Source organism: Actinocrinis sp., from assembly GCF_035946395.1.
Taxonomy (GTDB): Bacteria; Actinomycetota; Actinomycetes; order Streptomycetales; family Catenulisporaceae; genus Actinocrinis.
On sequence record NZ_DASYZI010000142.1, the window covers coordinates 1 to 18,018 of the forward strand.

Consider the following 18,018-nt stretch of genomic DNA (forward strand, 5'->3'; position numbering starts at 1 on the left):
TGGGCCGACGGATCGTCGGCTGGCAGCTGTGCCGGACGACCGAACCGGTCAGCTACCCGAGCGAGACGCCGCGTGGCCCGATCGTGGCGATCGTGGACGAGTACGCAGGCTCCGACGGGGACATAGCGACGCAGGCGATCAAGCTGTACGGCATCGCGCCGGTCATCGGTACCCGGACGTGGGGCGGGGTGATCGGCATCGACGCCAAGTACACGCTGGTCGACGGCACCGGGGTCACGCAGCCGAAGTTCGCGTTCTGGTTCACCGGGGGAATCGGCTGGGACGTGGAGAACTACGGCGTCGATCCGGACGTCGAGGTGGCAATCCCTCCGCACGAGTGGGCGGCCGGGCGCGATCCCCAGTTGGACACGGCGATTCGAATGGTGCTTGAGGCGCTGGAGATCAGGCCATCGGCGCAGCCACCGCAGGTGCCGCAGATCTGAATAACCGTAGATCTGACTGCCATCAGATAGTGGCGGCGGCGGTAGGCCGGACGGCGGTCGCGGTGGCAGCGGGTTGGGCGGCGGCGGCAGCCGGGCGGGGACTGCGGCGGGTAGGGCGGCGGTGATAAGTGGGCGGGACGGCGGTGGATCGAGTGGTGGCGGCAGGTCAGGGCGGTGACGGTGACGGCGGGGACTGCGATGGTGGCGGCGGGTCAGAGTGGCGGTGGCGGGTATGTCTGGTGGATCGGCGTAGGTGGGTCGGTCCATGCTTGCTGACTGCTGAGTCAGTTCTCTGAGGCCAGGTCGGCTAGGTTCAGTGGCGGCGCGGCTAGGGCTGCGTCGTATCGGCGCAGTACCAGCCTTGCGATCTGGTCGTGCGCGCCCAATGGTTCGCTCACGCACATCCGGCGCGGGTTGTCCGTGTCTAGTGCCGCGAGTGTCGCGCAGTCCGATATCCGGCGGCTGAACTCGCCCGAGGCGAGCAGGTAGGTGGCCACCGCGACGGGTCGGCCGCGTCGCGCCAGACGGCTCAGCAACGTGGCGAGGTCCGGTTCTGCGGTCGTGACGTATCCGGTGCGTACCGGCATTCCCAGGCGCTCGGCGAGCATTCCGGACATCGCGATCGCGTCGGCGTTCGCGGCTCGGCTGGCCGAGCCCGCTGCGGCCAGTACTATCTGCGTGCCGAACAGGGTGCCGCCACCGACTGCCGACAGCCGGTCCCGCAGGACCGAGGCGAGCAGTGGATCGGGGCCGAGTGTCGCGGCCTGGTAGATCCTCGCGGCGCCGCCGTGCTGCCGCGCCGCGATCCGCAGCGCTTCGGGGATGTCGTGCCGCACGTGGTAGCCCGTGCCGAGCAGCAGCGGGAGCACGACGAGTTCGGTCACGCCCTCGGCGAACAACCGGACCAGTTCGTCGGCCACCCTCGGGCGGGCCACCGAAACGAACGACAGCGAGGTCTCGACGCCTGGACGCAGGAACCTGACCTGCTGCAAGAGCGTGTCGAGCGTTTCCAGGCCCTGCGGGTCGTTGGTGCCGTGCGCGACGGCCAGCAGCGGCACGTCCGCGCGCGGCGGGGGCAGCACTCCCGGCGGTGCGGGCAGCCACGCGGGGCGCCACCCGCCGTAGGCGGACAAGCCGAGCACCGGCACTGTCATGTCGCTAACTCCCCTTCGCCGGTGCGACGGCGCTCAGGCTACCGGGTCGACGGCAAGGCGGTAGCCGCGCTTCGTCACTGTCTTGATCAGCGACGCATCGGGGCCGAGCGCGGTACGCAGGCGTGCCACGGTCGCCTCGACGGCGTGTTCATCGCGACCGCCAGAGCCGGCCCCGCGCGGTCCCCACACCCGGCGCAGCAGGTCGGCGCGCGAGACCACCCAACCGGGGCGACGGCCGAGTTCGGCCAGCACGGCGGCAGGCAGCGGAGCGAGGATGACCGGCTCACCGCCTGTCACCACCGCGGCCAAACCCTGCAATGTCAGGGTGCGGTGCCTGTCGATGGGCACCTCGTGGCGGACCCGCGGCGGAAGCATCGAGCAGAGCGTGGCGACCATCGCGCCGAGCCTGGCACGCTCCGGCCACACCGCGCGCACGTCAAGCGCTTCGAGCGGCCGGGCGCACACGGCGCCGACGCAGACCGCGGTGACGTCCGTACGCAGCGCGACCAGGAGTTGGTCGAGCGCCCCGGTTACGGCGGCGGCCTCCAGCAGCGCGGTGACACCGGGGGCGGAGGTGAAGCTGACTGCGTGGACCTCGCGCCGGACGATGGCGTCCACGAGGCGGCGGACCGCGAGACGGTCAGACGGCGGACCCCAGCGGTAGACCGGTAGGTCGACGACGGTCGCCCCGGCGTCACGCAGCGTGGTGACGAAGCGGGTGTCCTCGGCCGGATGCTCCACACCGTACTGCTGGACCGCGATGCGCTTGCCGGCCACGCCTTGGTCGAGCAGGTAGCTCAGCAACTCGTCACTGGACTCCGAAGGGGCGCTGTAACTCTCCCTCAGTCCCGCGGCACGCACGGCGCCGGTGGCTTTGGGACCGCGGGAGACGATGACGGCGCTGGCGAGCACCCGGAACAACTCCTCGCCGAGCCCCCAGCTCTCCGCTGCCGACATCCATCCGCGCCAACCGCTGCCTGTGGTGGCCACCGCGTAGTCGAGTTGCGCCGTAAGGCAGTCGTTGGTCGCCTTACGCAGTGCCGCGTCGTCGTCGAGCGGAACCAGGCGCAGCGTGGGAGTCTCGATGACCTTCGCGCCGCGACGACGCAGCAACGAGGCCAGGTCGTCACGCCGCCGGTCGGCGGTCACGGCCACGACGCAGCCGGTGAGTGGGAATTCGTCGAAGACAGTGTGGGGCGGGGCTGCGTGAGATGAGGCCGCGTCGGTGCGGGACGGGGCCGGGGCAGGCTCGTCGCCGGTGGTCAGGTGCGCGTTGGTGACGGCCACGGCGGTCGGCTCCCCTGCGTCGGAGGGCGGATCGGCCGCAGCCGAGGGAGTGGAATCGATCGCCTCTGCCAGTGCCATGTCGGAAACAGTGGCCGTCCGCCGTTACGGATATGTTGCCGACCCGCTACGCACCGGTAAGAGCGACCGAGGTACTGGGCACCGCCTGAGGCACTGACTGAGATACCGACTGGAATGCCGAATGACCGGGGTCGGTCACAAGGTGCGCACACAAGGGCGATTGGGCCGTGAAGAACTCGTGCGCGCTCCGAAATGAGCAAGACCCCGACCCGACATCGCAGGGCCGCACCGTCGTGGTCATGACGGGAAAGCCGGGGGCAGCAGCTGCGGGCGGCGGTGACGGTAGCGGCGACTCGGGCCGGAGTCACTGCCCGTACTGCGCGCTTCAGTGCGGGATCCAGCTGACTCCCGTCACGGCTGGTCCGGCGGTGTCCGGGCTCGAAGTCACCGGTCGGACGCAGTTCCCGGTCAACGAGGGTGCACTGTGCGGAAAAGGCGCGACTGCCGGGGAGTTGCTGCGTCCGGACCTGCGGCTGACCACGCCGCTGATGCGGGACGGGCGCGGCGGCGAGTTGCGGCCGGCATCGTGGCAGGAAGCGCTGGACCGGGTCGCACGCGAGCTCGGCGCGCGGCGGCCGGAGGCGGTCGCGGTGTTCGGTGGCGGCTCGCTGACCAATGAGAAGGCCTATCAGCTCGGCCGGTTCGCACGCACGGTGCTCAAGACGCCGAACATCGACTACAACGGCCGGTTCTGCATGTCGTCGGTGGCGGCGGCGCAGAACCGCGCCTTCGGCGTGGACCGCGGGCTGCCGTTCCCGGTGCGCGACATCCGGCGGGCGGGCGCAGTCCTGCTGATCGGCGCGAACCCGGCCGAGACGATGCCGCCGATCATGCGGCACTTCAGCGCGGCGCGCGAGGCGGGCGGCGTGCTGATCACGGTTGATCCGCGGCGCACGAAGACCGCCGAACTGGCCGACCGGCATCTGCAACCGGTGCCGGGCACGGACCTCGCCCTGGCGCTCGGGATGCTGCACCTCGCGGTCGCCGAGGATCTGGTCGACGAGGACTACGTGGCGACGCGCACGCAGGGCTTCGACCAGACTCGGCGGATCGCGACGGCGTACTGGCCGGAACGGGTCGAGCGGCTCACCGGCGTCTCCGTCGCGGCGATGCGCGAGACGGTGACCGCGCTGGCCGAGGCGGTGCGTGAATGCGTGCGCTCGGGCAGCGGGGGCGCGATGATCCTGACCGCGCGCGGCACCGAGCAGCACAGCAAGGGCACTGACACCGTCTCCGCGTGGATCAACCTGGCGCTCGCGCTCGGCCTGCCGGGACGTCCGGGCTCCGGTTACGGTGCGCTGACCGGCCAGGGCAACGGGCAGGGCGGGCGGGAGCACGGCCAGAAGTCCGACCAGCTGCCGGGCTACCGCAAGCTCGACGACCCGGCGGCGCGGGAGCACGTGGCCGCCGTCTGGGGCGTGGATCCGGACGAGCTGCCAGGCCCCGGGCCGAGCGCCGTCGAACTGCTGGAGCGTTGCGGTAGCGCTCGTGCGGGCGGGGGCGAGCGCGAGGACGCGCCCGAACGGATCGACGCGCTGCTGGTGATGGGTTCGAATCCGCTGGTGAGCGCGCCCGGCGCGGTGCAGACCGAGGCGTGGCTGCGCTCGCTCGGCTTTCTGGCGGTCTGCGACCTGGTGCGCTCGGAGACCGCCGAGATCGCCGACGTCGTGCTGCCGAGCGCGCAGTGGGCCGAGGAGACCGGCACCATGACGAACCTGGAGGGCAGGGTTCTGCTGCGCCCCGCGGCGATCGCGCCGCATCCGGGCGTGCGCACCGATCTGGAGATCCTCGCCGAGCTGGCCGCGCGGCTCGGCGCCAAGCTGTCCGCCGATCCGGCCGAGGTGTTCGCCGAGTTGGGCCGGGCGAGCGCGGGCGGCATCGCCGACTACTGCGCCATCACCTACGAGCGGCTTGAGCGGGACGAGGAGCTGTACTGGCCGTGTGGCACGCAGAGCCCTGACGGCACGCCCCGGCTGTTCGAGCACGCATTCCCGACGCCGGACGGCCGCGCGCGCTTCGTCCCGGTCGATTTCCGGCCCTCAGCCGAGGAACCGGACGATCAGTACCCGTATCGGCTGACCACCGGCAGAGTGCTGGCTCAGTACCAGTCGGGCGCGCAGACACGTCGGGTTGACGCACTCAACCGGGCCGCTGCGGAGCCCTTCGTGGAGCTGCATCCGGATCTGGCGCGCACGCTGGGAGTCGAGGACGGCGCGCAGGTGAGCGTGATCAGCAGGCGCGGTACGGCCACCGCGCCGGCGCGGCTGAGCCGGGCGATCCGGCCGGACACCGTGTTCATGCCCTTCCACTGGCCGGGGCCCGGGCGGGCCAACTCGGTCACCAATCCGGCACTGGATCCGATCTCGAAGATGCCGGAGTTCAAGACCTGCGCCGTGCGGTTGGAGCGGGCTGCGCGGTCGCAGAGGACTGCGCTTCTGGAGACGGCAGCGCTCTTGGAGACGGTAGGGGGGCCGGACTAGTGGTGCGCAGGATAGTCGTGATCGGATACGGCATGGCCGGGCACCACCTGGTGGCCCGGCTGATCCGGGTCGGCCGCGACGAGCCGGGCGGCGGCTTCGGGCTGACCGTGCTCGGCGCCGAGGTCGGCGCGCCGTATAACAGGGTGCTGCTGCCCGAGGTGCTGGCCGGGCGGATCGACGCGCGGCGGATCGATCTCGCCGAGCCCGACGATCCACGCGTGACGGTCCGCGCGGGCGTGCGCGCGACCCGGATCGACCGGCGGCGGCGGCTCGTGTACGGGGACGACGGCTCGGTACTCCCCTATGACGACCTGGTGCTCGCTACCGGCGCGAATCCGGTGCTGCCGCCGCTCGGCGGCATCCGGGACGAGCACGGCCTGAAGCCCGGGGTGCACACGCTGCGCACCCTCGCGGATCTGGAGCGGATTCAGGAGCAGCTCGCTTCGCTCGTCTCGCTCGTCTCGTTCACCTCTCCGGGCGGTGACGGCCGCAAGCCGCGCGCGGTGGTCGTCGGCGGCGGGCTGCTCGGCGTGCAGTGCGCCAGGGGCCTGACGCTGCGCGGCCTTGAGGTGGACCTGATCCATCAGGGTCCTCATCTGCTCGACCACCGGCTCGACGAGGACGCCGCCGCGGTGCTGGCACGTACCGCGCGCGGCCTCGGGATCGAGGTGCACGTGGAGTGCCGGGCCCGCACGGTACTGCACGACCGCGACGGTCGGCTGACCGGCGTGCAGCTGGCCGACGGCTTCCGGCTCGACGCCGATCTGGTGCTGCTCGCGTGCGGCAGCGCCCCGGCGACCGGGCTCGCGGCGCGGGCCGGGCTGGCCGTGCGTGACGGCGTCGTGGTGGGCGAAGGGCTGGAGAGCGTGACCGATCCGCGCGTCCACGCGATCGGCGACTGCGCGCACACGCAGCACGGAATGCGCGCGGCGCACGGGCTCGCGGCCCCGGCGCTGGAGCAGGCGGAGGTGCTCGCCGAGCGGCTGCTCGGCCGGCCCGCCGTGTATCAGGGCTCGTCAACCGTGGCCCGGCTCACCGCGACCGGCGTCGACATCGCGATCCTGGCCGCCGCGCCGTCGCCGGCCGCCGAACCGAAGCCCGAGCACGCCGCGCGCACCGTGCGGCTCGTCGATCCGGTGGGCGGCACGCACCGTGCCGTGACGGTGCACGGCGGCCGGGTGGTCAGCTCGGTGCTGATCGGCGACGTCTCGGCCGCACCCCGGCTGGCCCGGCTGGTCGACCGCTCGGGCCCGCTGCCGGAGAACCCGCTCGATCTGCTGTTCGACCCCGCATGACCGACCGACCGCTTGACCTGTTCGACCCGGTGGAAAGGAACTGATTCACGATGGACGCGAACGGTGTGCGGCCGCAGCACGGCGCATCCGGGCCCGGCGGCTCATCCCGGCCCGACAGCGCACGGCGGATCGTCGTCGCGGGCTACGGCATGGTGGGGCACCGCTGCGCAGAACTGCTGGCCGAGCGCGCGGCCCGCTCGACCGCGCCGGTCCGGATCACGGTGCTCGGCGAGGAGCCGCGTGCCGCGTACGACCGCGTGCATCTCAGCTCCCTGTTCGACGGGAAGAGCCCGCAGGACCTGACCTACCCGACGCCGCCCGGCGTCGAGGTGAGCCTCGGCGATCCGGTCGCGGCGATCGACCGGCAGGATCGTACCGTGACCACGGCGTCAGGCGCCGAATACGCGTATGACGAGCTGGTCCTCGCCACCGGCTCTTACCCCTTCGTCCCACCGATGCCCGGCCACGACGCAACCGGCGCGTTCGTGTACCGCACGATCGAGGACGTGGAGGCAATCAAGCGGTTCGCCGCCGGGCGGAAGATCGGCGCGGTGGTCGGCGGCGGCCTGCTCGGGCTGGAGGCGGCGGGCGCGCTCCAGGCCATGGGCCTGGAGACGCACGTGGTCGAGTTCGCACCCCGGTTGATGGGCGTGCAGGTCGACGAGGGCGGCGGACAGGCGCTGCTGTCCCGGATCGCCGCGCTCGGCGTGACCGTGCACACCTCGACGCGCACCGAGGCCGTGGAGACCGGCGAGGACGGCTCGGTGTACGCGCTCGTACTCGCGAAGGGCGATGATCTCAGCGCCCTGCCGGTCGACATGGTCGTCTTCGCGGCCGGCGTGCGGGCGCGCGACCAGCTGGGCCGGGACGCGGGCCTGGCCGTCGGCGAGCGCGGCGGCATCCGCGTCGACGAGTTCTGCCGTACCGAGGACCCGGCGATCTACGCGATCGGCGAGTGTGCACAGGCTGTGGACGGCCGCGTCTACGGCCTGGTCGCGCCGGGGTATGCGATGGCTGAGACGGTCGCCGACCACCTGCTCGGCGCGGACCCGAAGCCCTTCCGCAGCGCGGACGTGTCGACCAAGCTCAAGCTGCTCGGCGTCGAGGTCGCGTCGTTCGGCGACGCCTTCGGGGCGACACCGGGTGCGCTGTCAGCCCTCTACAGCGACTCGACCGCGGGGCTCTACAAGAAGCTCGTCATCGGCGAGGACGGCCGGCTGCTCGGCGGGATCCTGGTCGGCGACGCCTCCGCGTACGCGACGCTGCGGCCGCTGGCCGGAACCGACTCCCCGCTGCCCGCCACGCCCGAGCAGCTGCTGCTGCCCGCGAGCCTCGGCGCGGCGCCCGCGCTCGGCCCGGACGCACTGCCGGACTCGGCGACCGTGTGCAGCTGCCACAACGTGACTAAGGGCACGATCACCTCCGCGATCCACGAGCAGGGCTGCGCCGACGTGGGCGCGATCAAGGCGTGCACCAAGGCCGGCACCGGCTGCGGCTCCTGCGTGCCGCTGCTCGGCAGACTGCTGACGTCCGCCGGAGTGCAGACCTCGAAGGCGCTGTGCGCGCACTTCGAGCAGACTCGGGCCGAGCTGTACGAGATCGTGCTGGTGCGCGGCATCACCACCTTCGCGCAGCTGCTGACCGAGCACGGCCGCGGCGGGGACGGCTGCGAAGTCTGCAAGCCCGCGGTGGCCTCGATCCTCGCCTCGCTCGGCGGGACGCTGGGCGCCGGCCAGCACATCCTGGACGGCGAGCAGGCCGCGTTGCAGGACACCAACGACCACTTCCTGGCCAACCTCCAGCGCAACGGCAGCTACTCGGTGGTGCCCCGGATCCCGGGCGGCGAGATCACCCCGCAGAAGCTGATCGCGATCGGCGAGGTGGCCCGGGACTTCGGCCTCTACACGAAGATCACCGGCGGACAGCGCATCGACCTGTTCGGCGCCCGCGTCGAGCAGCTCCCGCAGATCTGGCGGCGGCTGGTGGACGCCGGCTTCGAATCAGGGCACGCCTACGGCAAGGCGCTGCGCACGGTGAAGAGCTGCGTAGGCTCGGAATGGTGCCGCTACGGCGTGCAGGAGTCGGTGAAGATGGCCATCGAGCTCGAACTGCGTTATCGGGGCCTGAGGGCGCCGCACAAGGTCAAGGCGGCGGTCTCCGGCTGCGCCCGCGAGTGCGCGGAGGCGCAGAGCAAGGACTTCGGGGTGATCGCCACCGAGCGGGGCTGGAACCTGTACGTCGGCGGGAACGGCGGCTTCCGGCCCCGGCACGCCGACCTGCTGGCCACCGACCTCTCCGAGCGCGAGCTGCTCCGGACCATCGACAGGTTCCTGATGTTCTACATCCGCACCGCCGACCGGCTTGAGCGCACCGCGACCTGGATCGAGCGGATGGAGGGCGGCCTCGACCACCTGCGCGCGGTGGTCATGGAGGACTCGCTCGGGCTGTGCGAGGAGCTGGACCGGCTGATGGGGCAGCACGTCGCCGGTTACACCGACGAGTGGCGGGCCGCCATCGAGGATCCGGAGACGCTGCGCCGCTTCGTCTCCTTCGTCAACGCTCCGGGCGTACCCGACCCGGAGATCAAGTTCGAGTACGAACGCGGCCAGATCAAGCCCCTGCTGGAGATCGGACCGCGGCCGGACGAGGGACCGGCGCGCGACGACGACAGCGACAACGAGCGCGTCCCGGTCGAGGTGGGAGCATGACGATGACTGCCAACAAGCAGCACGCGTGGACCGCAGTGTGCAGATACGCGGATCTCACGCCGGGCCGCGGCGTCGCGGCGCTCGTCGACGGCGTGCAGATCGCCGTCTTCCGCACTACGCCGGGAGAGCTGTACGCGACCGGCAACCGGGATCCGTACTCGGGCGCCTACGTCATCTCGCGCGGGGTGACCGGTTCGCGCGACGGCGTGCCGACCGTGGCCTCGCCGATGTACAAGCACGTATTCGACCTGCGCAGCGGCACCTGCCTCGACGATCCGACGATCGCGTTGCCGACGTATCCGGTGCGCCGCTACCGCGGACTGGTGTGGGTGCGGCGCTAGGGGATGTTCGAGCTGTGACGTCGACCAGGGCGTGGCGTCTGTCACGCACGCTCGCCGCGTTGCCGAGCCCCCGGTGCCGCCAGGCACCTGTCGCATACGGCCGAATCTTCAGTCCGAGCACGACCCTCCGCCTTGCGAACGCACGTGCCACGCGCCACGCCCTGATCCGGCTCACAGCTCAAACCCCCTGGGCGTGAGGCGCGGTGCGTGCCCCGTAGACGTGTCCGGGAAGTTGTCACAGCCCGGAAATCGGCGAGTGCGGGCGAGTTGACGGCACTCGCGAGCGGTGCGCTGCCGGCTGAAACGCGTGGTCCATAGCGTCCGGTGCCACAAGGCCGTATCCACGTATTCATTCCCTGGAGGCGACGATGAGCGCTGAGGCATCGGCAGGCTCAGGCAACACCGCTGTCATCCCCGCGGCCCGCCCTCGGGCCGCCATCACAGACTGGCGCCCAGAGGACGTCGCCTTCTGGGAGCGGCAGGGCGCGAACACCGCCCGGCGCAACCTGGTGTTCTCCATCCTCGCCGAGCACCTCGGCTTCTCGGTGTGGAGCCTGTGGTCGGTGTTCGTGCTCTTCCTCGGGCCGAACTACCACGTGGACGCGGCCGGGAAGTTCTTCCTGACCACTGTGCCGACCGTGGTCGGTTCGGCGCTGCGGCTGCCGTACACGTTCGCGGTGGCCAGGTTCGGCGGCCGCAACTGGACGGTGTTCAGCGCCGGCCTGCTGCTGGTTCCGTGCGTCCTGGCGGCGTTCTGGCTCAAGCCCGGCGTCTCCTACAGCACCCTGATGATCCTGGCGGCGGTCGCCGGGGTCGGCGGCGGGAACTTCGCCTCCTCCATGGCGAACATCAACGCGTTCTACCCGGAGCGGCTCAAGGGCGCGGCGCTCGGGCTCAACGCGGGCGGCGGGAATCTCGGCGTGGCCGTGGTGCAGTTGGCCGGACTCGCGGTACTGGCCGGCGCGGGCATCGCGCACCCGCGGCTCGTGCTCGCCGTGTACATCCCGCTGGTGGTGATCGCCGCGCTCGGCGCCGCGCTGTCCATGAACAACCTGACCCAGCTGCGTAACGACAAGCGCGCGATGCGGGACGCGGCCAAGGACCCGCACACGTGGATCATGTCGCTGCTCTACATCGGCACCTTCGGGTCCTTCATCGGCTTCAGCTTCGCCTTCGGGCAGGTGCTTCAGGTGCAGTTCAAGTGGACCCCGAGGCAGGCGGCCGACCTGGTGTGGCTCGGCCCGCTGCTCGGCTCGCTGATCCGGCCGCTCGGCGGCGCGCTGGCGGACCGGATCGGCGGCGCCAGGGTGACGTTCTGGAACTTCGTCGCGATGGCCGCCGCGGCCGCGCTGGTGCTGGCCGCCTCGCTGGACAAGTCGCTGCCGCTGTTCGTCACCGGCTTCGTGCTGCTGTTCGTATTCAGCGGCTTTGGCAACGGCTCGGCGTACAAGATGATCCCGGCGATCTTCCGCGCCAAGGCCGAACGCGCGACCGCCGACGGCGCGACCGTGACGATGGTGGACGCGGCGGCGGCGCAACGCGAGGCGCGGCGGTTGGCCGGGGCGCTGATCGGGATCGCCGGAGCGGTCGGAGCCTTCGGCGGTGCGCTGGTGAACTTCGCGTTCCGCGAGTCCTTCCTGACCTACAAGACCGGCGACGCCGCCTACGTCGCCTTCCTCGCGTTCTACGGGCTCTGCTTCATCGTCACCTGGGCGGTGTACCTGCTGCCGGGATCGCGCAGACTCCCGGGGGTGTGAGGCCCCGTACGGTCGCCGTCAAATCAGCACCCGGATCCAGCACTGGCTACAGCTTCCCGCTGTCGACCTGCGATTCGCCCAGCGGCGTGGCGACGTTGTCGTTCCACAGCTGCGCCGCCTGGGACTTCGCGTTGTCCGCCGCTGTCGCGGCCTGGTCGGCGGCCTGATGGTTCGAGTCCTTACGCACCTCGGTGGTCTTGCAACTGCTCTGCATGTCGCCGGCTATCTGCGCGTAAGCGGTGTCGTACTGCGCGGAAGCGGTCCACGCCGCCTTGAGCTGGCCGACCAGCTGCGCGCCGTTCTGGATGCCCGAGACGTCGAGCTTGCCGACGCTGTCGGCCTGCGCCTGGCGCTTCTGCGCGGTCGAGCTGAGCAGGCTCTGCGCGTTGGCCAGGTCCTTGCAGCCGTTGACGTCGACCACACCCGTGTTCGCGTCCGAACGCAGCTGGCTGGACTGCTGGATCAGCTGGTAGATCTGGTCGGCCTGCTGCTTGGGAGTGGTCTTGCTCGCCGTGGCCGACGGCGTGCCGCCGGGCGGCCCGGCCGAGGCGCCCGACGGGCCGCCGGAGTTGGCGATCGCGAAGCCGATCACCGCGGCCAGCACCACGGCGCCGCCGATGATCAGAACCCTGCGGTTGTCGCGCAGTTGCGCGCCGAGCGAACCGCCGCCGAACCCGCTACCGCCCCCGGGTCCGCCGTAACCGACGCCCTGCTGGTAGTCGGCCTGCGGGTACGGACCGCTCCGGAACTGCGTGGCCTGATACTGACCCTGGCCGTCGAACGGTGCACCCTGATACTGCGCCGGGCCCGGGAACTGTTCCCCCTGTGGGAACTGCTGCTGGTAGCCCTGGTACTGCGCGCCCTGCTCGGGGATCGCCGCCCCGGGCGCGGGCTGGGACTGTGAACCGCTGAGATAGCCCGCACCGGCCCCGCCGACCATCGGCTTCTGCCGGTCTATCGCGCGGCGGCTGTCCGGCGTGGAGCCGCGGAACAAGTGGTCGAACTCCGTCGGCAGTCCCGAGTCGGCCTCCGGCGTGGCCACGGGCTGCTGCGGGACGGCCATCGTCGGATCCGCCGCTCCCGCGTATCCCTGCTGCGGGTACTGCTGCGAACCCGGGTACTCCTGCGCCGGAGGCCCCTGCTCTGGGTAGGCCTGCGCTGCGTAGCCCTGCTCTGGGTAACTCTGCCCCGGGTAACCCTGCTCGGGGAAATCCTGTTCGGGGTAGCCCTGCTGCGACGCGCCCCAGTCGGGCTCGGTGTCCTGCTGCCAGACGGCGGCGGGCTGCGCGGACTGGTCTTCGGCCTGCCTCGGGTACGCCGAGGGGTCGTAACCCTGCTCGGCCCAACTGGTGGCGGGCATCTCCGGCATCTGGAACACGGCGCACTATCCTCACAAACGGCACGGACCAGCGACTATGGCGGCCTCATGGAACACCGCCGCCGTGCCGGAAGTCAGCCGACACCGCATCAGCCAACCAAACTGGACCACCCGCGGGCAAGGCGGAGTCACCCTGCGCGCCCCTTTTGGCACAGAACCGAGACCAGGACGCCCGGAACCCGGCGAACGGCCGGAGGAACCGGCCGTTCGTTCGGCGTTCGCCTTCAGGCGGCCGAGCACCGGTCGGCCGGGGTCAGCCTGCCGAGATCACGCAGCGACCGCGGCCGTCTGCCGTACCGCCAGCCGTCCCAGCCGCTCGCGGAAGCCGCGAACCGCCGTCGTCTCCTGATACGGGTCGAGCCTGCGGTCGAGATCGTGCAGGTACTCCACGCCGCGGTGCGAGCGCAGCGTGGCGAGCAGGTCGATCGCCGCGGTCCCCGCCGTGCACGCCGCCTCGACCTCGCGCTCCTGCGCGTAGGCGGTGGCGATCAGCACGGTGTCGACGGCGCGACGGCGCACGTGCCGCTCGGCGTGCCCGGCCAGCGCCCGCTCCGCGTGCTCCTTGGCCTGCCGCGGCCGGTCCAGGTCGCGATAGCAGTGCGCGAACTCGTCGGCCAGGTACGCCGGAGTGAAGTGCTGGATCCACTCCGGATCCTTCTCCGGCTCCGCCTTCTCCATCTCCTGCGCGGCCTTGATCAGCGCCGCCTCGCACGAGCGCACGTCGCCGAGCACCGCGTGTCCGCGCGCCTCGGCCGCGTGGAACATCGAACGCGCCGTCGCCGTCGCCTGATCGCGAGCCCCCTCCTGCGCGGCGCGGGCGAGCTGCGTTATCTCGCGCGGCGAGCCGAGCTGCCCGGCCAGGTGGCTCATTCCGGCGGCCAGCACGTAGCCGCCGTACGCGCGGTCCCCGGCCGCCTGGGAGAGGCGCAGCGACTGGATGTAGTAGCGCTGCGCGAGGCCGTGCCTGCCGGTGTCGACGGCCATGTACCCGGCGAGCTCGGTCAGTTGCGCGGCCGCGGCGAACAGCGCGCGGCCGGTGCGCTCCGGATAGGCGCCGTTGAGCATCTCGCCGACGACCTCGTCGAGGTAGTGCACGACGATGGAGCGCACGTATCCGGACCCGAATTGGTGGTCGAGGTCGCGGAAGGCCTTGGTGGCGGCGCGTACCGCGTACACGTCGCCGGGGCCGACCCGGGGCCCGCGCCCGGCCAGCTGAAGCGGCCTGGCGACCTCGGGGTCGGGCGGGGTGATCAGCCAGTCGCGGCTGGGCGCGATGAGCGCGGCCACCGCGAAGGAGGAGCCGAGCAGGAACTCGCGGTGGCTCACGTCGGCCCGCCACAGCTCGGTGGCCTCCTCGATCGCCGCTGCGGAGGTCGGCGCGAAGTGCAGGCCCACGCTGGACGAGCCGTTGCGGCCGTCCGCCATGCCGATCTCCTCGACCGTCACCGGCCGGCCGAGCTTGCGCCCGAGCGCCTCGGCGATCAGCGTCGGCGCCATGCCGCGCGGCTGCTGCCCGCGCAGCCACCTGGCCACCGAGGTCTTGTCGTAACGAAGGTCCAGTCCGTGTTCCGCCCCGACCATGTTGACCCGGCGGGCCAGCCCGGCGTTCGAGCAGGCGGCCTCGTGGATCAGCGCGGCGAGCCGCTGGTTCGGTTGCCGCGCCGCGGTGGTGCGAACTGCCATCGGGGTCTCCCCTTCCCTCGACCACACCGGCATTGCATTACTCGCGGCCAAGTGCGCATATGTCGCGAAGGGTAGCGTCGATTCAGGGGGAGCGGTAGCCCTGGGTAACTGCGCAGTCCTGATTCGCTACATTGGAACGGCCGGTCGCGAGGGGTGGCGCGGACAAGTCCAGTGATTAGCATCGCAATCAGGACAGCTGGCCAGGAGTTGGACGCCGATATGAACGCGCTGGCCAGAGACCTGACACGCCGGTCGGGAAGAGCGCTGAGGCTGTCCGAAACCCAGCCGGGCGGACGAAAGTCGACACTTATTGGCCAACCCCGGGCCTTGACGGTTCAAGCCGCCGGCATTACAGCGCGCTACCGCCGGCCAAGGGCGGACGGGCGGTGCGCGCGGCGCCTGACGAATCAGCTTCCTTTCCCTTCGACGAATACGTGCGCGGCCAGGTCCGGTTCGAGCTCAGTGGCCTCGCCGCCCGACGAGGAGATCAATACGCCGCCGGCCGCCGGGGCGATCTGTAGCGCCGCGCCGGGGCGCAGCCCGACCCGGCGCAGCCGGTGCATGACCTCGTTGTCGGTCTGTACCGGCTCGCCGATCCGGCGCACCACGACCACCGCGTGCCTGCCCTCGGTCAGACTGTCGGCGACCTCACGCAGCGATCGCAGCCCTCCCTCGCGGAAGTCGGGCGCGCTCAGCGACGAGTCCAGTTCCTCCAGGCCGGGGATCGGATTGCCATATGGCGAGACGGTCGGGTTGTCCAACAGGGCGAGCACCCGGCGCTCCACGGTCTCGCTCATCACGTGCTCCCAGCGGCACGCCTCCTCGTGGACCTCGTCCCACTCCAGGCCGATGACGTCCACCAGCAGCCGCTCGGCGAGCCGGTGTTTGCGCATCACCCGGGTCGCGTGCGCGCGACCCGACACGGACAGTTGCAGATGCCGGTCGCCCTCGACGGTCAGCAGTCCGTCACGCGCCATCCGGGCCACCGTCTGGCTCACCGTGGGACCGCTCTGTCCCAGCCGCTCGGCGATACGCGCGCGCAGCGGGACGATCCCTTCCTCTTCCAGTTCGAAGATGGTCCGCAGATACATCTCCGTGGTGTCGATCAGGTCGCTCACGCTCAGGCTCCGGCCTTGAGAACGAATGCTCGTGCGCGACAATTGTGACTCACCGCCCCGCGGATCGGGTGTTCAAGACCTGGATTGCGCGCCCCCGTCTCAAGGGCCGAGTCGTCATCAAGGGCTGAGCCGCTCCAGCCGCCAGGAATCCCCGTCCCGTACGTAGCGCAGGCGGTCGTGCAGCCGGCTCGGTCTGCCCTGCCAGAACTCGACGGTGCGCGGCGCCAGCACCAACCCGCCCCAGTGCGGCGGCCTGGGCACCTCGCCGGGGAACCGGCGTTCGTAGTCCGCGTATCGCTCGTCGAGCCACCGGCGGTCCGGGATCGGCTCGGACTGGGCGCTGCTCCACGCGCCGAGCTGCGAGCCGCGCGGCCGGATCGCGAAGTAGGCGTCGCTCTCCGCCTCCGGCAGCCGCGTCATCTCGCCCGTCACGATCACCTGCCGCTCCAGCGGATACCAGGGGAACAGCAGGCACGCCGCGGGGTTCGCGGACAGCTCGCGGCCCTTGCGGGACTCGTAGTTGGTGAAGACGGTGAAGCCCTCCGGGCCGAACTTCTTCAGTAACACGGTGCGGGCCGAGGGACGGCCCTGCGCGTCGGCCGTGGAAAGCACCGTCGCGTTGAGTTCGAACCAGGTGTTGTCCGATTTTGGGACGGCATTGTCGAGCTCAGCGAACCATCGGGCGAATTGGTCGATTGGATCACCTGTGAGGTCAGTCACCTCGATGCCACGGTCTGCGTACTCGTGGCGCAGCCGGGCAAGGTCCCCAGCGTCCGTCATCCCTGGTCACCGCCCTGTTTCCGATCCATCACAACACATCGTAAGGGGCACCGCGCGGGCCTGCCCCGCGCGGACCAGGGCAATGGTCTACACCACAGCCCCGGATGGCTGGAGTTCCACCGATTTCCGTTCCGAAGTTGTAGCGGTCCAATATAGGTACGCGGTCCCGCTTGGCGGGAACCTCCAAGGAGGATCACCCGTTCAACCGGCTGAAAGTCACAGAGTGCAAGGGAGCGCTCACAGTCACCCCCTTGCGCGGCCCGCGTCGCCTACCGGCGCTGCGGTACCCCCCACGAAGGACGATTGCCAGAGCAAGGGAGCACACCAGATGCCCGACTTCGTACCCGGTCTTGAGGGCGTCGTCGCCTTCGAGACGGAGATCGCCGAACCCGACAAGGACGGCGGCGCCCTCCGATACCGCGGCGTCGACATCGAGGACCTGGTCGGGCACGTGACCTTCGGTAACGTCTGGGGCCTGCTGGTGGACGGGAAGTTCAACCCCGGTCTGCCGCCGGCCGAGCCGTTCCCGATCCCGATCCACTCCGGCGACATCCGGGTGGACGTGCAGTCCGCGCTGGCCATGCTCGCGCCGGTGTGGGGCCTCAAGCCGCTGCACGACATCTCCGACGCGCAGGCCCGCGACGACCTGGCCCGCGCCGCGGTGATGGCGCTGTCCTTCGTGGCGCAGTCGGCCCGCGGGATAGACAAGCCGATGGTGCCGCAGCGGGAGATCGACCGGGCGCAGACCATCGTCGAGCGGTTCATGATCCGCTGGCGCGGCGAGCCCGACCCCAAGCACGTCGAGGCGATCGACGCCTACTGGACCTCGGCCGCCGAGCACGGCATGAACGCCTCCACCTTCACCGCCCGGGTGATCGCCTCGACCGGGGCGGACGTGGCCGCGGCGCTGTCCGGCGCGGTCGGCGCGATGTCCGGCCCGCTGCACGGCGGCGCGCCGTCCCGGGTGCTGCACATGATCGAGGCGATCGAGCGCGAGGGCGACGCCAAGACGTACGTCAAGGGCGTGCTCGACCGCGGCGAGCGGCTGATGGGCTTCGGCCACCGGGTGTACCGGGCCGAGGACCCGCGCGCCCGGGTGCTGCGCCGCACCGCCGCGGAGCTCGGCGCGCCGCGCTACGAGATCGCGAAGGCGCTGGAGGAGGCCGCGCTCGAGGAGCTGCGTACCCGCCGCCCCGATCGGGTGCTGGAGACCAACGTCGAGTTCTGGGCCGCGATCGTGCTGGACTTCGCCGAGGTCCCGGCGAACATGTTCACCTCGATGTTCACCTGCGCCCGCACGGCGGGTTGGTCGGCGCACATCCTGGAGCAGAAGCGCACCGGCCGCCTGGTCCGCCCGGCCGCCCGCTACATGGGCCCGGCGCAGCGCAAGGTCCACGACATCGAGGGCTACGACACGATGGTCGTCCACTGACCGGACCCGACCGGCGCGGCGGAGATCACCCGATCGGCTGGAATCCGGCGCACTGACGACCCACGACGGTGCCCGGCCGCGGCG

Annotated in this window: 13 protein-coding genes; 7 read left to right on the forward strand and 6 right to left on the reverse strand. The window is 71.1% G+C overall.

The genetic code is table 11. The features are described from left to right. A partial coding sequence (locus tag VGS97_RS08990; protein WP_326852840.1) for a S41 family peptidase occupies nt 1-443 on the forward strand: 443 nt, incomplete at its 5' end. 284 nt (nt 444-727) lie between these two features. Here the strand turns inward: VGS97_RS08990 and VGS97_RS08995 are convergent. Further along, nucleotides 728-1,597 (reverse strand): sirohydrochlorin chelatase, encoded by an 870-nt coding sequence (locus tag VGS97_RS08995; RefSeq protein ID WP_326852841.1) that lies wholly within the window; start codon nt 1,595-1,597, stop codon nt 728-730. 33 nt (nt 1,598-1,630) lie between these two features. After that, nucleotides 1,631-2,962, reverse strand: a complete 1,332-nt coding sequence (locus VGS97_RS09000; RefSeq protein ID WP_326852842.1) for a uroporphyrinogen-III synthase — start codon at nt 2,960-2,962, stop codon at nt 1,631-1,633. Between the two features lie 239 nt (nt 2,963-3,201). On the opposite strand from VGS97_RS09000, the gene VGS97_RS09005 reads away from it, so the two are divergent. The 5 genes from VGS97_RS09005 (at nt 3,202) to VGS97_RS09025 (ending at nt 11,543) form a co-directional block, all read left to right on the forward strand. Next, a complete protein-coding gene (locus VGS97_RS09005; RefSeq protein WP_326852843.1) occupies nt 3,202-5,442 on the forward strand; it encodes a molybdopterin oxidoreductase family protein in 2,241 nt (746 codons plus the stop codon). Nucleotides 5,443-5,444: 2 nt separating this feature from the next. Next, the gene (locus tag VGS97_RS09010) at nt 5,445-6,737 is read left to right on the forward strand and encodes an NAD(P)/FAD-dependent oxidoreductase (protein WP_326852844.1); all 1,293 of its coding nucleotides are present in this window, start codon (nt 5,445-5,447) and stop codon (nt 6,735-6,737) included. Nucleotides 6,738-6,787: 50 nt separating this feature from the next. After that, a complete protein-coding gene (nirB, locus tag VGS97_RS09015) occupies nt 6,788-9,445 on the forward strand; it encodes a nitrite reductase large subunit NirB (RefSeq protein ID WP_326852845.1) in 2,658 nt (885 codons plus the stop codon). Beyond that, nucleotides 9,442-9,786, forward strand: coding sequence for a nitrite reductase small subunit NirD (nirD, locus tag VGS97_RS09020; RefSeq protein WP_326852846.1), 345 nt, complete (start codon nt 9,442-9,444; stop codon nt 9,784-9,786). Before nirB ends, nirD begins: the two co-directional genes overlap by 4 nt. A 368-nt stretch (nt 9,787-10,154) precedes the next feature. Continuing rightward, nucleotides 10,155-11,543 carry an MFS transporter gene (locus VGS97_RS09025; protein ID WP_326852847.1) on the forward strand — a complete coding sequence of 463 codons (1,389 nt, stop codon included), beginning with the start codon at nt 10,155-10,157 and terminating at the stop codon, nt 11,541-11,543. A gap of 46 nt (nt 11,544-11,589) precedes the next feature. On the opposite strand, the gene VGS97_RS09030 is transcribed toward VGS97_RS09025, so the two are convergent. The 4 genes from VGS97_RS09030 to pdxH form a co-directional block, all read right to left on the reverse strand. Continuing rightward, nucleotides 11,590-12,921 (reverse strand): hypothetical protein, encoded by a 1,332-nt coding sequence (locus VGS97_RS09030; protein WP_326852848.1) that lies wholly within the window; start codon nt 12,919-12,921, stop codon nt 11,590-11,592. A gap of 267 nt (nt 12,922-13,188) precedes the next feature. After that, nucleotides 13,189-14,604 (reverse strand): transcriptional regulator, encoded by a 1,416-nt coding sequence (locus VGS97_RS09035; protein WP_326852849.1) that lies wholly within the window; start codon nt 14,602-14,604, stop codon nt 13,189-13,191. Nucleotides 14,605-15,011: 407 nt separating this feature from the next. Beyond that, nucleotides 15,012-15,722 (reverse strand): metal-dependent transcriptional regulator, encoded by a 711-nt coding sequence (locus tag VGS97_RS09040; RefSeq protein WP_326852850.1) that lies wholly within the window; start codon nt 15,720-15,722, stop codon nt 15,012-15,014. A gap of 117 nt (nt 15,723-15,839) precedes the next feature. Continuing rightward, entirely contained in the window at nt 15,840-16,502 is a 663-nt protein-coding gene (gene pdxH / locus VGS97_RS09045) for a pyridoxamine 5'-phosphate oxidase (RefSeq protein ID WP_326852851.1), read from the reverse strand. Between the two features lie 328 nt (nt 16,503-16,830). On the opposite strand from pdxH, the gene VGS97_RS09050 reads away from it, so the two are divergent. Continuing rightward, complete coding sequence (locus VGS97_RS09050; RefSeq protein WP_326852852.1) at nt 16,831-17,934, forward strand: citrate synthase 2; 1,104 nt, start codon at nt 16,831-16,833, stop codon at nt 17,932-17,934. The last annotated feature ends 84 nt before the right edge of the window (nt 17,935-18,018 follow it).